The 14692-nt window shown below is 42.5% G+C and carries 10 protein-coding genes; all 10 read left to right on the forward strand.

Annotation, left to right across the window (positions count from 1 at the left end):
* Window positions 1-30 precede the first annotated feature (30 nt).
* The 10 genes from kdpA to A5888_RS17085 all read left to right on the forward strand — a co-directional run bounded on the left by kdpA (window position 31) and on the right by A5888_RS17085 (window position 14609).
* Window positions 31-1710: a potassium-transporting ATPase subunit KdpA gene (gene kdpA, locus A5888_RS17040; RefSeq protein ID WP_086350696.1), complete on the forward strand. Its 1680-nt coding sequence runs from the start codon at window positions 31-33 to the stop codon at window positions 1708-1710.
* A gap of 12 nt (window positions 1711-1722) precedes the next feature.
* Entirely contained in the window at window positions 1723-3756 is a 2034-nt protein-coding gene (kdpB, locus tag A5888_RS17045) for a potassium-transporting ATPase subunit KdpB (RefSeq protein ID WP_086350697.1), read from the forward strand.
* A 16-nt stretch (window positions 3757-3772) separates the two neighbouring features.
* Window positions 3773-4300 (forward strand): K(+)-transporting ATPase subunit C, encoded by a 528-nt coding sequence (gene kdpC / locus A5888_RS17050; protein WP_086350698.1) that lies wholly within the window; start codon window positions 3773-3775, stop codon window positions 4298-4300.
* Between the two features lie 11 nt (window positions 4301-4311).
* The gene (locus A5888_RS17055; RefSeq protein ID WP_086350699.1) at window positions 4312-6987 is read left to right on the forward strand and encodes a sensor histidine kinase; all 2676 of its coding nucleotides are present in this window, start codon (window positions 4312-4314) and stop codon (window positions 6985-6987) included.
* Entirely contained in the window at window positions 6962-7651 is a 690-nt protein-coding gene (locus A5888_RS17060; protein ID WP_086350700.1) for a response regulator, read from the forward strand. Before A5888_RS17055 ends, A5888_RS17060 begins: the two co-directional genes overlap by 26 nt.
* Before the next feature lie 216 nt (window positions 7652-7867).
* Window positions 7868-8494, forward strand: a complete 627-nt coding sequence (locus A5888_RS17065) for a CPBP family intramembrane glutamic endopeptidase (RefSeq protein ID WP_086350701.1) — start codon at window positions 7868-7870, stop codon at window positions 8492-8494.
* A 491-nt stretch (window positions 8495-8985) separates the two neighbouring features.
* A complete protein-coding gene (locus A5888_RS17070; RefSeq protein ID WP_086350702.1) occupies window positions 8986-10554 on the forward strand; it encodes a PucR family transcriptional regulator in 1569 nt (522 codons plus the stop codon).
* A gap of 119 nt (window positions 10555-10673) precedes the next feature.
* Window positions 10674-11960: a cytosine permease gene (locus tag A5888_RS17075; protein WP_086350703.1), complete on the forward strand. Its 1287-nt coding sequence runs from the start codon at window positions 10674-10676 to the stop codon at window positions 11958-11960.
* Between the two features lie 2 nt (window positions 11961-11962).
* Window positions 11963-13063: a DUF917 domain-containing protein gene (locus A5888_RS17080; protein ID WP_086350704.1), complete on the forward strand. Its 1101-nt coding sequence runs from the start codon at window positions 11963-11965 to the stop codon at window positions 13061-13063.
* On the forward strand, window positions 13056-14609 hold the full coding sequence (locus A5888_RS17085) for a hydantoinase/oxoprolinase N-terminal domain-containing protein (protein ID WP_086350705.1): 1554 nt from the start codon (window positions 13056-13058) through the stop codon (window positions 14607-14609). The genes A5888_RS17080 and A5888_RS17085 overlap by 8 nt, the downstream gene beginning before the upstream one ends.
* Window positions 14610-14692: the final 83 nt, after the last annotated feature.

Raw genomic sequence — 14692 nt, forward strand, 5'->3', positions numbered from 1 at the left:
ATTCTGGTATTTATTCAAGGAGGGAGAGCAATGAACAGTACAATGATCAGCGGTGGTGTGTTTTTACTGACACTGTTACTTTTAGCAATTCCTCTGGGAAAATATATTTCTGAAATTTTACAAGGTAGGACGCCACGGTATGTCCGTTTCATCCAACCAATAGAAAAATTAGTATATAAAGGGATTGGTAACGCTGCGAGTGGAAACATGTCAGCGAAAAAATATTTTTTATCGATAGTGTTCCTTTCGTTCTTTTCAATAATCAGTCTTTTTCTTTTACTTTTGACGCAGCAATGGCTGCCACTTAACAGTCAAGCTGTATCAGGGATGTCAGTCACACTGGCATTGAATACAGCTGTCAGTTTTGTGACGAATACCAACTGGCAGGCGTATGCAGGGGAAGAAGCACTCTCTTTGTTTTCTCAAATTTTTGGGTTAACGGTGCAAAACTTTCTCTCTGCTGCCGTTGGAATGGCGGTATTGTGCGTGCTGATTCGGGGCTTTGTTCAGAAGAAAGAAAAGGGGCTGGGAAATTTTTGGCAGGACGTGACACGTGGCATCCTTTATATCCTGCTGCCGCTATCATTGATTGTTTCGCTGCTGCTGATTTCTCAAGGAGCAGTTCAAACTTTTTCAAGTGGTACGGCGTATGAAGGACTAAACGGGCAATCGCTGTGGTTGCCATTAGGGACTGTAGCAAGCCAAGTAGCGATCAAACAATTAGGAACGAATGGTGGGGGCTTTTATGGTGCCAATGCCGCACATCCTTTTGAAAATCCGACAGTACTCAGTAACTTTATAGAGAATATCAGTATCCTGCTGATTCCGGCAGCGCTAATTATTGCTTTTGGCTTCTGGATCAAGGAATGGAAGCAAGGGCGAACGATTGCGATTGTTTCTTTCCTGTTTTTAACGGTGGGATTCTTAGTTATTGCAATCAACGAATTTGCCAGTCCAGATTTTCTTCATGTGTTGACTATGGGGAATATGGAAGGGAAGGAAGTTCGTTTTGGTATCGATTGGTCTGCGTTGTGGGCAGTCAGCACGACCGCAGCCTCGAATGGATCGGTAAATAGTATGCTGGATAGCTTTACGCCATTGGGTGGATTGGTTCCGATGTTCATGATGCAGCTGGGAGAAATTATTTTCGGTGGTATCGGCAGCGGGCTTTACGGAATGCTGACATTTATTTTGCTCACGGTTTTTATTGCTGGGTTATTGGTCGGTAGAACACCGGAGTATCTTGGGAAAAAGGTCGAGCCATTTGAGATGAAGATGGCAAGTATCGTCGTTTTAACACCGTTGCTTTTGACGTTGTTTGGTGCCACTGCGCTTGTTCTTCATCCCGCTGTTTTCTCATGGCTGACCAATCAAGGCGCGCATGGCTTTTCCGAAGTTTTGTATGCTGCGACGTCATTGGCAAATAATAATGGGAGTGCCTTTGGGGGGCTACTGGCAGATACAGATTTTCTGAATAATTTGGGTAGTTTATTGATGCTACTGTCTCGTTTTTTACCAATGGCAGCTGTCATTTTCATGGCGGGAAGCTTTAGTCGAAAACAACAAAGTGCTATTAGCGAAGGAACCTTATCTACAGTAAATCCTGTATTTGTGACAATGCTGGTCATTGTTATTTTAGTTGTTGGTGCATTAAGCTTTCTTCCGGCGGTTGCGCTTGGACCGATCGCTGAGTTTTTTCAAAATAGATAGGCAGGGATAATAATGGAAAAAAATAAGACTATATGGGCGTTGAAGGAAGCAATCAAAAAGCTGGACCCACGGATTCAGATAAAAAATCCAGTGATGTTTGTCGTCTATCTAGGGGCAGCAGCATCAACAATCTTGATTTTCTCTGAACCGAACGTGCCTCGCTGGTTTACAATTGCGGTTGCTTTTCTGTTGTGGCTGACCTTGATTTTTGCCAATTTTGCCGAGGCGATTGCTGAAGGTCGAGGCAAAGCACAAGCAGAGAGCTTGAAGCAAGCGAAAAAGGATGTTCTGACGTATAAGATAAAAAATATAGAGGATGTAAAAAAGAATCAGCTGATTGAAATTCGTTCCTCTGATTTGAAAAAAGAAGATTTGGTTTATGTTCGAGCGGGTGAACAGATTCCAGCGGATGGTGACGTTGTAGAAGGGGCTGCTTCTGTTGATGAAAGTGCGATCACCGGAGAGTCAGCGCCGGTGATCCGAGAGTCGGGGGGCGACCGAAGTGCTGTAACAGGAGGAACAACGGTTGTCTCCGATTATCTGATTATTAAAGTCACTTCTGAAAATGGGCAGTCTTTTTTGGATAAAATGATTGCCATGGTTGAAGGTACTCAGCGGAAGAAAACACCCAATGAAATCGGACTGCAAATCCTTTTGATCATGTTGACGATTATTTTTCTGGGTGTGTCTCTTTCATTGATTCCATTCACTTCCTTTGCCAGCACGCTGGCAGGCTCAGGGGAAGCCATATCGGCGGTCATCGTGATTGCGTTGCTGATTTGTCTAGCTCCGACAACGATTGGTGCGTTGGTCTCTTCTATTGGGATTGCCGGAATGAGTCGGCTGACAAAGGAAAATGTGATTGCCATGAGTGGTCGGGCGATTGAAGCAGCCGGAGATGTGGATATTCTACTTCTGGATAAAACTGGAACTATTACTTTAGGCAACCGACGGGCAAGTGAGTTCTTACCGGTCGCGGGTGTCTCAGAGAGAGAGCTGGCCGATGCTGCGCAATTGTCTTCCTTGGCTGATGAAACAGCAGAAGGCCGGAGCATCGTAGTTCTTGCGAAAGAAAAATTTGAGATTCGTTCAAGAGAATTGGCTGGTGCAGAGGTGACATTTATTGAGTTTACGGCAAAAACGAGAATGAGTGGTATCGATTATCAAGGAGATCAGATTCGCAAAGGTGCTGCTGATACGATCAAGCAGTATGTGCTGAAGCATGGCGGCAGCTATCCGGAGGAATGTGATTTGCTAGTGGAGCAGATCGCTAAGGCTGGTGGAACCCCGTTAGTTGTTGCGAAAAATCAACAGGTCATGGGGGTAATTTATCTAAAGGATATTGTGAAAAATGGTGTGAAAGAACAATTTTCCGATATGCGGAAAATGGGTATAAAAACTATCATGATCACAGGAGACAATCCATTGACCGCGGCTGCAATTGCCGCAGAAGCTGGTGTGGATGATTTTCTAGCTGAAGCAACACCGGAAAATAAAATGACGATGATTCGTGATTTTCAGGAACAGGGACATTTGGTTGCTATGACAGGTGATGGTACCAATGATGCACCCGCATTGGCGCAGGCAGATGTTGCTGTTGCGATGAACACAGGCACACAAGCTGCCAAAGAAGCCGGCAATATGATCGATTTGGATTCGAGCCCAACCAAGCTGTTGAAGGTAGTACAAATCGGCAAACAGCTTCTGATGACACGCGGCGCACTAACGACGTTTAGTATCGCGAATGATATTGCAAAGTATTTTGCGGTTATCCCAGTGCTTTTTTACAGTATTTATCCAGAGCTGACCGCATTAAATGTCATGCAGCTGACTAGTCCGGTGACAGCAATTCTATCTGCAGTAATCTATAATGCGTTGATTATTGTTGCGCTGATTCCATTAGCGCTAAAAGGCGTTCCCTACAAGGAAAAACCAGCCAGCCGTATTCTAAGAGATAATCTGTTGCTTTATGGATTGGGTGGTATTATTGCACCGTTTATTGCGATCAAGGGAATCGATCTACTGTTGACGCTGATTATTTCTTAAGAAAGGAAAGAGACAAATGAAGAAAGAGATTTTAGGAAGCTTACGCTTTTTTCTGATAATGACACTTCTTTGTGGAGGGTTCTATACGTTCGGTGTCACAGGGATTGCACAGCTCTTTTTCCCTTACCAGGCAAATGGCAGTATGCTGAAAGAAGATAATAAAGTAACTGGTTCAGCACTGATTGGACAGGAATTCACCGAAGCGAGATATATTCATGGCCGACCGACAGAGGTCAGTCAATTATCTCCATACTCACCGCAACTAAAAGAAAAAATCGAGAAAAGAACAACGGCTATCAAAGAAGAAAACAATGGAGCGAAAGAAGTTCCAGCTGATTTAGTTATGGGATCAGGCAGTGGCGTTGATCCACATATTTCATTTGAAGGTGCCATTTATCAAGCCAAGCGAATTGCCGATAGCAGAAACGTCGAAATAAAACAGATCAATGATATAATTGAGACAAATAAAGAAACAGATCGACTGACAGGTAATGAGTATATTAATGTATTGGTAGTAAATGCGGCACTTGATCAGTTAACATAGGGAGGGATTTGATGGAGGAGGAACGTGTAAATCCGGAAAAATTACTTTCAGCGTTTGATAAAGAAAATTCTGGGATCGGCAGACTCAGGATTTTCTTTGGCTATGCTGCCGGAGTAGGGAAAACCTACATGATGTTGAAGGAAGCGCAGGAACAGCTGGAGACAGGAAAAGACGTGCAAATCGGTTATATTGAACCGCATGATCGACCGGCAACACTTCGTCTCATGGAAGGATTACCAGTGATTCCTACAGTAAAATCCATTTATAAAGGTATTTCTCTTGAGGAGCTGGCTGTTGATCAAATCCTTGATGTTCACCCGGATATCGTATTGGTAGACGAGTTGGCGCATACAAATAGTCCAAGCTCACGGAACAGAAAAAGATACCAAGACGTAGAGGAACTTCTGAATGCAGGCATTGATGTCTACACAACAATGAACGTTCAACATTTGGAAAGCTTAAATGATATTGTTGAAGAAATCACCGGAATCACGGTTCAAGAAAAAGTACCGGATAAACTATTGAAAAATGCGTCATGGAAAGTGATCGACATCGAACCAGCCGAGCTAATTGACCGTTTAGCGGCTGGGAAAATTTATTCAGATACAAACAGTAAAAGAGCGTTGCAAAACTTTTTCACAGAAGAAAAGCTAAGCTTTTTAAGAGGATTGGCGATCCAGCGAACCTCTGACCACATCAACCAGTGGTCATATTCAAAAAATCGAAAGGTAAAAATCCAGACAAAGCTGCTGACGATCGTTGATGAAGAATACCCTAAAATGAGTGAACGGTGCATTCGTTGGACTTCAAGGTTAGTTCAGGGCTTGAATGCAGAGTGGATCGTCCTGCGATTGAAATCAGATTCAGAAGAGCTAGATACGAGCAGTGACAGTATTCTGGAGCTGGCAGAGAAGTTAGGTGCCGAGACGGTATCATTGGAGAGCGAAAATTTCATTGATACTGTGGTCGAGTATGTCAAGCTTCTGAGTATCACAGACATTGTAATGGGGAAGAATCTACAAAAGACATGGATAAACAAGCTGTTTATTGAAGACACAGAAGACGTATTACTGAAACGACTTCCCTTTGTGGAAATACATCTTATTCCATACAAGGAAAAGCGAAAGCAGACACCGATCAAAAGTCTACAGGAATACTTTCAAAGTCGTACCAAGGATTTTATTGTTTCCATCAGTGCAGTCGTTGGTGCAACCATTGTTACTGAATTGATGCAATATTTACATTTTGGTGATCAGAACTTGATGCTGATTTATATTCTTTTTGTTGTGATCACTGCACGAGCGACGACAGGCTATTTATGGAGCTCACTGACCGCTGTGTTTTCTGTTCTTACCTTTAACTGGTTTTTTGTAGAACCATTGTATTCATTGACGGTTTACAAACAAGGCTACCCACTCACTCTTGTAATTATGTTGATCGTGTCGCTCTTGATCAGTAATCTTGTTGGACAAATTCGACGAAAAGCACGGGTATCTATGGAGAAAGAGCAGCAGTTTGAAATTCTTTATGAGCTGAACAAGCGTTATGTAGCAGCCTCTGAGGTAGAGGATTTATATCGTTCAACGGCCAGCTATTTGTCTGCTCTGTTGAATCGGGAAGTCCTCGTTTATGACGCGACAGGAAAACTAAACAGCTTTCGCTCACCGGAAAAAAAGAAACGACTTCTGGGAACCAAGGAAGAACACGCAGTCGCCTTTTGGACTGGACGAAATCAAAAGGAGGCAGGCTTTGGAACAGACACATTAACGGGTGCCAAAGGCTTTTATCTGCCCGTTGTATTTGAGAAGAGAACCAAAGCTGTCTTAGGTTTGGAAAGAAGTGCGCAAAAAACGATCGATAACAATCAATTGAATTATCTGCGTTTGATAGCCGCACAGCTGGCAACTGCGATCGAACAAATGGAGCTGCAGGAAGAAAAGCAGAAGATATTAGTTGATACGGAAAAGGAACGTGTGCGTGGGAACTTACTACGAGCAGTCTCTCACGATATCCGAACACCGCTCACAGGGATTTCAGGATTGATTGAAACGATCATCAATGATGAAGCAACCAGTGAGATAACTGCAGCTACCCGCATCAAGCTGTTGAAGGATGTGCAAGATGAGTCCAAATGGTTGATTCAAATGGTAGAGAATTTGCTGTCGATCACAAGGATCAGTTCAGATACGACGGCACTCAACAAGACAGAAGAGCCGATAGAAGAAATTGTATCTTCGACGATTCGCAGAGTGCGAAAGGTTTATCCAAAGGTCAATTTAAAAACGAAGCTGCCGGAAGAACTCATCTTTCTGTCCGTTGATCCAATTCTGATCGAACAAGCATTGTTTAATCTGATTGATAATGCTGTCCGTCATGGCAAGGCAACCGAGCCAATTTATATTTCAGTTGAAAATCAGGATGATCAGGTCATTTTTTCTGTAAAAGATCACGGTATTGGGATGAGCAAGGAGCAGTTTGATCGGATATTGACTAACTTGACCACAGAGAAAGAAAAACCAATTGATTCTAAAAACGGCTTGGGGATTGGTTTGACGATTGTGAAGACGATCATCAAAGCTCATCAAGGAACATTTCATGTAGAGAATAATGAACAGGTGACGAAGTTTATTTTTACCATACCCAAACAAAGGAGGAGCCCGAATGAGAGCGAATATTCTGGTGATTGAAGACGATGGGATCATCGCAGAGTTCATACAGGTGGTTTTGGAGAGAGAAAGATATACCGTGTTTCAAGCAGATTCTGCAATGAATGGAATCACTCTTTTTCAGTCACAGGAAATCGATCTGATTTTATTGGATCTGGGGCTTCCTGATATGGACGGGATGGAGCTGTTGAAAATTTTACGTAAGCAGTATCAGACACCAATCATTGTCATCTCCGCAAGAGACAATGAGATAGGAAAAGTTGAAGCACTAGATAACGGCGCGGATGATTATGTCACGAAACCATTTGGGACACAGGAGCTGCTGGCAAGGATTCGAACTGCCATGAGGCATTCTGAAAAAACGGTCAAAGGTAGCCAGTCATTTGTAAATAGCCAGCTTCTAATTGACTATGAAAAGCATCTGGTACAAAAAAATGACCAAGAGATTCATTTGACGAAAAATGAATTTCTGTTACTCAAAGTATTGAGTGAAAACATTGGTAAAGTTGTTACGTACAAACAGCTGATGCGTGCATTATATGGGCCATTTGCTATGGGTGATACACAGGTTCTTCGTGTGAACATGTCGAATATCCGCAAAAAAATCGAAACAGACCCCGTTGAGCCACAATATATTCTGACGGAAATCGGCGTGGGGTATCGGATGAAGGATCTACGAGAATGAGCAAATAAACAACGGTGAAGCGTGTCATTAAATAATCTGGTTTCTGTATATAAGAATGGATGACCACTTGTTATCTAGAAGTTTGGTCAAAACCTTATGTACAGGAACTTTTTTGCTTGTCCTAAGACATATGATTGTGAAATATTCTTCGAATTGGCTATACTTTTCTTGAGCAAAGTATTGATGAGAAGAAATCAGAGTCAGAGGTGGAGCAGGATGATAGAAGAAACGGATAATAACAATAAAACAGGATGGCTGCTAGCGGGGATCACGATTTTAATTGGGCTTGGGTACCAGTTTATTCCTGGAGTCCTTCCTTTTGGAACGACGATCGGCATTTTTTGGAATGCTTTATTATGTGGAATAGCTGGTTATTTGATGCTAAAGGATCGTTTCACAGAGCAGTTTAAACATTTTAAGTGGAAGACCTTGGCTTGGGGCTTACCACTGACTTTTATCGTAGGGATTTTAAGTGGCGTTATTTATCAGCAGCTTTTTGGTGCTGCGTCTCAAAATTCTATTGGTGATGTGATCACACTACAGATGATTTTTCTTCAAGTCCCCTTTATGCTGATAGGAGAAGAACTGTTGAGTACCAACTTGATTTTGGGGTTGGAAAAAGCGGGCATTTCTTTTCGTTGGGCGAGTCTTATTTGTAGTGTACTGTTCGCTTTATGGCATATTCCTGCTTATGGGTTGAATATTGCTCAGTTATTGATCACATTGATGCCGATTCGTTTGGTCTTGAACTATATCTGGAAAAAATCAGAAAGTGTCTGGGTCAGTTGGATCTGTCACTTCTTGTATGATTGTTTAGGATTCGTCCAATTTTTCATGAAATAATAGGAACTGGCAAAGAGGTTGGGCCAGAAGTGTTCAGCTTCAAGCACCAAAAGTAGGTACTTTTCATCATCTGTTCTGCTCAAAAGAGCAATCACAGTGATTCTAAGCAATAAGGCGGAATTCACGAAAATTACCTCATCACAAATTTTTGTTGAATTTCGACTTATTGTCGAAGAGCCTTGAAACACAGTGGTTTACCACTGATGTTGAGCGGACATCGACGCAGCTCGCTGCTAGTAGTTGCTTCTGTCCCACCGTTTATTCGGTTTTAGGTGTATAAAGGTGTGTGGGATTGAGTTATGTCCCACACCCTTTTTTTTACGGCATTTGTTTTACGCTTATATGTTAAGGCATTCAAAGTATAGTAAGCCATCTGTTAATTCGTAAGTTTGAAAAAAATATACCTGACCCAATCTGGATTGTTTCAAGCAAAGGTTTACGATACAATGAATGAAATCAATGAACAAGTTAGCGTTTGGAGGGATGACTATATGGGCGTAAAATTAAACGAATTGTTAAGGCTGCCATCGTTACGAGAGGCGGAGGTTGTTACTGGAAAAAACAGTCTGGAGAAATCAGTGACCTCGCTTTCTTTTTTAGAGGTTTCTGATATGGATTTTTTCTCAAAAAACATTCAAGTCGGCGAGGAATATTATGCGGGAGAATTGTTGATCGGTTCATTTTATTCCATAAAGGATGACCGAATGAAGCAATGTGAAGCAATCAGACATCTACATGATCTTGGTGAAATAGGTATCATTCTCTATTATGTCGGCATCATCCTTCCTGAGCTTGCTCCTGAGGTGATTGAGTTGGCGGAAGAGCTGAATTTCGTCATCATTCAGATGCCGCCAAATGACAGTTCCTTGCGATACAATGAAGTTATTATTGAAATCATGTCAGTCATTTTGGCAAATGACCCCTCTGAGAATATTTTGAATGAGGTATTGGAGAAGGTTTCTCTTTTACCGGAGCATCTTAGAAGTGTGGAAATCACATTGAAAATATTATCTGATCTTTTGAGAACAAACATTGTTTTAGCAAATGCTGATTATGAAATCATCAATCAAATCAAATGGCCGCGAAATTCTTCACGAGAACTGCCGATTTTACTGAACAGCTATCTAGAGCAGCCAAAGCGTGAGGCGGTATTTTATACAGAGGAGCTGGCAATTTACCATCGAGAAGTGTTCCATAAAGATAATGGGCTGTTGAACCTATTTCTGCTCAAAGAGAATGGGGAAATCACTGATTTTGACTGTGAACAAGCGGTGGAACTTTTGCAGGTAGCATTAAATCTGTGGGGCAGAAAACACGGAGAAATCAGTGAGTATGCCCTTGTTCAGGCGATCATCAACGATGAGAGTGAGAAGATGTACCGGTTGGCAGGTATTTTATCGATCGATGTTCATTCGATTCAAATGCTGTGGTTGATTCAATTAAAAAATATTCGAATGGAGAAGAGCATTCGCGAGGAATTGGCTGATCATGTATCCAAGTATTACCAAACCTATGTTATCCAATTTATTGATAATGGGATCGTTGTTCTTTTGGGAAAATATCGGAGAAATCATTCAGAGTTTGAGATCAGTCGTGAGTTTTTAAAAGAAACGAGTTTCAATAACGAGCTGAAAAATATCGTTGTCTGTCCGAAAATGAGAAATACGACGGATGTCCGTAACACCTACCAACTGGTAAATAATGTTCGTCCGATGTTGAAACGGGTATTTCCAGAGAAAAAAACCTTTTCGCTAATCGATATCAAACAGGCATCTCAAGTCATGGCAGTAATGAAAGCAGGAGAACAGGAGCTTTCTGAGCACCTACTGATTCTTGACCCCATTTTGGAAAATGACGAATACTTAGAAACACTCTGTTGTTTTCTTTTAGATGCAGATGGTGATTTTCAGCACTGCAGCGATCTCTTGTATATTCATAAAAATACCGTGAAGTATCGAATAAAAAAAATCAGTGAACAACTTGGATGTGATGTCACTCGGCTTTCAGAAGCTTATGAGTGTTACAAAGCATGTGTCCTGTTTCGATTGATTCATCAGTGATGAAAGAATTTCCAGAATTTTGGCTATTATGACAAAATTCTGGCTATTTTTTTTCATTTTGAAAAAGACGCTGTTGCTCTCCCTTCGATATAATTGTGAAAATGAGGGAGGAAATAGGTATGAAAGAAAATGAAACAAAGCAATCATGGGCAAGTCTGGCGTTTGTTTGGGCCGGTGCAATGATCTGTGTTCCAAGTCTGATCATTGGAGGGACACTGGTTGCAGGGATGTCTTTTGGTCAAGCAATCATCGTTGGTACGATCGGGTATAGTATCATCGTCTTATTTATGATTCTACAAGGAATACAGAGTGCAGATTTAAAGAAGCCGACTGTAAGTGTTGCTTCTCAAGTATTTGGAAAAACAGGTTCGCAGAAAATCATTTCAATCATCCTGGCTATTGCTTGTCTAGGGTGGTTTGGGATTCAAGCAAATGTCTGTGGTCAGGCCTTCAGCAACTTTTTAAAGGTATACAGTATCGAGTTACCTGTTCAGTTATCCTCGTTGATCTGGGGAATAATCATGCTCCTTTCAGCATTGTATGGCATCAAGATATTGAATCTGCTCAATTATATTGCGGTACCGGTGTTAGTGGCTGTCTGTATTTATGGCGTTACTGTTTCATTGAGAAGTACGAGTCTGAGTGAGGTCCTTTCTTTTCAAGGGACGGGTGATTTATCTTTCTTTTCAGCGCTTTCTGTAACGATTGGCTCATTCGCTCTGGGGGCCGTGATTGCTGGGGATTATTCCCAGTATTCTGAAACGCGAGGCGATGTGATGAAGGCGGCTATTTTAGGGATTTTACCCTCTGGTGTACTGATGATTGCTGTAGGAGCAATCCTGACTGTTACGGCTGGAACCGCAGATATTACTGAAGTATTTATGGGTCTGGGTTCACCGATATTAGGTGTCACAGCCCTCATTCTTGCAACTTGGACGACCAATGCAGTGAATGCTTTTTCAGGAGGTCTGGCCATTATCAATGTATTTGATATTCCAAAGGAAAAAGAAAAATTGGCTGTGGCAGCTGCCGGTGGGATCGGTACTTTATTGGCAGTTGTCGGCATATTGAATTATTTTGTTCCGATCATGTCGGTACTTTCTGCAATGATTCCAGCAGTGGCTGGTGTGATGATCGCCTCTTACTGGATTGTTCAAAAAGGCGATGCAACGCGTTGGCAGCCGGTTGAAGGGATGAATTGGTTAGGGGTGATTTCTTGGATGATCGGCGCAATCATTGCTGGAATACCAGTGATCGTCAGCTTCTTCCCAAGTCTCCCGCAGCTGCCAAATCAGCCGTTGATTGGGATCGTGATCTCTTTTTGTGTTTATCTAGTAGGACATAAATGGTTTGCAAAGCAGTCGTCTGGTCAACAGACGCAGACGACTTCAGAAGTGGAGGAATAGAAATGCGTTATTTAAATGAAGAGGCAATAGAAAATATTGCTGTTGGTGCGGCCTTTTTGGGAACTGGCGGCGGCGGCGATCCATATATAGGAAAGATGATGGCTTTATCAGCTATTAAAGAGTATGGGCCGATTCAATTGATTTCAGTTGAAGAGATTGCAGCAGAGGACTACTTTATCCCGGCAGCAATGATGGGAGCCCCTTCAGTAATGGTAGAAAAATTTCCAAAGGGCGATGAATTTGTGCGTGTCTTTGAAAAGCTAGGTAGGTATTTGGGTGTCGAGAAAATTGCAGGTACTTTTCCGATGGAAGCGGGAGGTGTGAACTCGATGATTCCGATCGTTGTGGCTGCAGCACTTGGCTTGCCGTTGGTTGATTGTGATGGGATGGGCAGAGCGTTTCCGGAGCTGCAGATGACGACGTTCAATTTAGCGGGTATTTCAGCTACTCCAATGGCCATCACAGATGAAAAGGGCAATATCGGTATCATGGAAACCATCGATAACAAATGGACCGAGCGGTTGGCTCGTGTACAGACCGTTGAGATGGGTGCCAGTGCTCTTGTCAGTATTTATCCATGTGAAGGGCACGAACTAAAAAATCATAGTATCACGAATATCGTCACGCTGTCTGAGCAAATCGGAGCAGTGATTCAAAGCAACGAAAGAGATGAGCAGGAGAAGCTTAAACAATTGTTGACGCTTATTAACGGTATTCAACTGTTTGAAGGGAAGATTACAGATGTTTTACGAAAAGTAGAAGGCGGCTTCAATTTTGGACAGGCCTGTATTGAAGGGTTGAATGAAGATGCTTCCTCAAACATGACTGTCTTTTTCCAAAATGAAAACCTAATCGCTGAAAAGGATGGTCAGCCGGTTGCGATGACTCCGGACTTGATTTGTATGGTGGATTTGGAAACTTTGATGCCGGTAACAACAGAAGCATTAAAATACGGAAAACGGGTTCGAGTACTAGCGTTGCCGAGTCATCCTAAATGGCAGACAGAAAAAGGGATAGAAACTGTTGGACCAAGATATTTCGGCTATGATTTGGACTATGTTCCTTTAGACGTATTGAACAATGGGGGGAACGCGCATGTATAGAATCGGTATTGACGTTGGTGGAACAAACACTGATGCAGTGATCATTGATGAAAATTTAAACTTGATACATGGTGTAAAAATGCCAACAAGCGAAGACATCCAAACTGGAATAGAACAGGCGCTGCATCGTGTCGTGAAAGAAGCTGGAATCGATCCAGCTAAAATTACTCACGCTATGCTTGGTACAACACAATGTACCAATGCAATCGTCGAACGGAAAAAGCTGGCAAAAGTAGGCGTTCTACGCTTAGGCTATCCTGCGACAGCATCGGTCCTTCCATACACTGCTTGGCCGGAGGATATGACAGAGACATTAGGCGGGGAGTATGCTCTGGCGCATGGCGGGTATGAGTATGATGGACAACCATTGACTGAGCTGAAGGAGCAGGAAATAAAAGAGATTTTGATGGGCTGGAAAGGAAAAATAGAATCATTGGCAATCGTGGGTGTTTTTTCATCCTTAAAGAATGATCAGGAATTTCAAGTAGCGAAATGGGCGGAAGAAATTCTTGGGGAGGATATCCCTGTTTCCTGTTCGTCTACGATTGGTTCAGTGGGTCTGATTGAGCGCGAAAATGCAACGATATTGAATGCTGCGCTAAACAAAGTGATGGTGACAGTCAGTAACGGATTTGAGCAGGCGTTGGCGAATGAGGGCATCTATGAAGCAGCAGTCTATTTATGTCAGAATGATGGGACGCTGATGTCCATTGATTATGCACGTAAATTCCCGATTTTGACCATTGCTTGTGGTCCAACTAACAGTATTCGGGGAGCTTCCTATCTAGCTAAATTAAAGAATGCCATTGTATTGGATGTGGGCGGAACAACCTCTGATTTGGGCGTACTGGCAGATGGGTTCCCACGCGAATCTTCTTTGGCTGTAGATGTGGGCGGTATTCGAACAAATTTCAGAATGCCGGATATTATTTCAATTGGCCTTGGTGGCGGCAGTATTGTCAGAGAAAAGGATGGGCAGATCACGGTTGGTCCGGATAGCGTCGGTTATAGAATCACGACAGAAGCCAAAGTCTTTGGCGGTAGTGTGACTACAGCGACAGATATTGCTGTACGTTTAGGCAAAGCAGATGTGGGTGATGCATCATTGGTTGAGGATATTCCTTTAGTATTTGCAGAAGAGGCCTATCAAAAAATCAAAACGATGACAGAGGATGCTATCGACAAAATGAAAACAAGCTCCGGTGATGTAGAGCTGGTTTTAGTTGGTGGCGGAGGCATCATCATACCTACTGAGCTGAAAGGTGTTTCAGCTATTTATTGGGATGAGCATGGAGGCGTAGCTAATGCAATCGGAGCCTCTATTGCCCAAATAAGTGGGCAATATGAACAAATCTATATTTATTCCCGACTTTCGAGAGAAGACAGCTTGCAAGACGCGCAGGAAAAAGCTTCACAGCAGGCAGTTCTTGCTGGAGCAGTTGAAACTACGATCGAATTAGTTGAAATCGAAGAAACACCGTTAGCCTACCATCCGGAGAACGCTACACGTTTACGGATAAAGGTAGTAGGGAAAATGGATGAGTAATTCTGTATAAGAGAAGAAAAGCTGGGTGACTTTAACGACTTTTTCAGATTCTCTATTTTTCTAATAATTGATGAACGAAAGGG

The organism is Enterococcus sp. 9E7_DIV0242, from assembly GCF_002140975.2.
In the GTDB taxonomy this organism is placed as follows: domain Bacteria; phylum Bacillota; class Bacilli; order Lactobacillales; family Enterococcaceae; genus Enterococcus_L; species Enterococcus_L clewellii.

Bases quoted from the DNA above. Each gene is read 5' to 3' on its own strand.
- kdpA (WP_086350696.1), top strand. From the start codon at position 31: ATGAACAGTACAATGATCAGCGGTGGTGTGTTTTTACTGACACTGTTA.
- kdpB (WP_086350697.1), top strand. From the start codon at position 1,723: ATGGAAAAAAATAAGACTATATGGGCGTTGAAGGAAGCAATCAAAAAG.
- kdpC (WP_086350698.1), top strand. From the start codon at position 3,773: ATGAAGAAAGAGATTTTAGGAAGCTTACGCTTTTTTCTGATAATGACA.
- A5888_RS17055 (WP_086350699.1), top strand. From the start codon at position 4,312: ATGGAGGAGGAACGTGTAAATCCGGAAAAATTACTTTCAGCGTTTGAT.
- A5888_RS17060 (WP_086350700.1), top strand. From the start codon at position 6,962: ATGAGAGCGAATATTCTGGTGATTGAAGACGATGGGATCATCGCAGAG.
- A5888_RS17065 (WP_086350701.1), top strand. From the start codon at position 7,868: ATGATAGAAGAAACGGATAATAACAATAAAACAGGATGGCTGCTAGCG.
- A5888_RS17070 (WP_086350702.1), top strand. From the start codon at position 8,986: ATGGGCGTAAAATTAAACGAATTGTTAAGGCTGCCATCGTTACGAGAG.
- A5888_RS17075 (WP_086350703.1), top strand. From the start codon at position 10,674: ATGAAAGAAAATGAAACAAAGCAATCATGGGCAAGTCTGGCGTTTGTT.
- A5888_RS17080 (WP_086350704.1), top strand. From the start codon at position 11,963: ATGCGTTATTTAAATGAAGAGGCAATAGAAAATATTGCTGTTGGTGCG.
- A5888_RS17085 (WP_086350705.1), top strand. From the start codon at position 13,056: ATGTATAGAATCGGTATTGACGTTGGTGGAACAAACACTGATGCAGTG.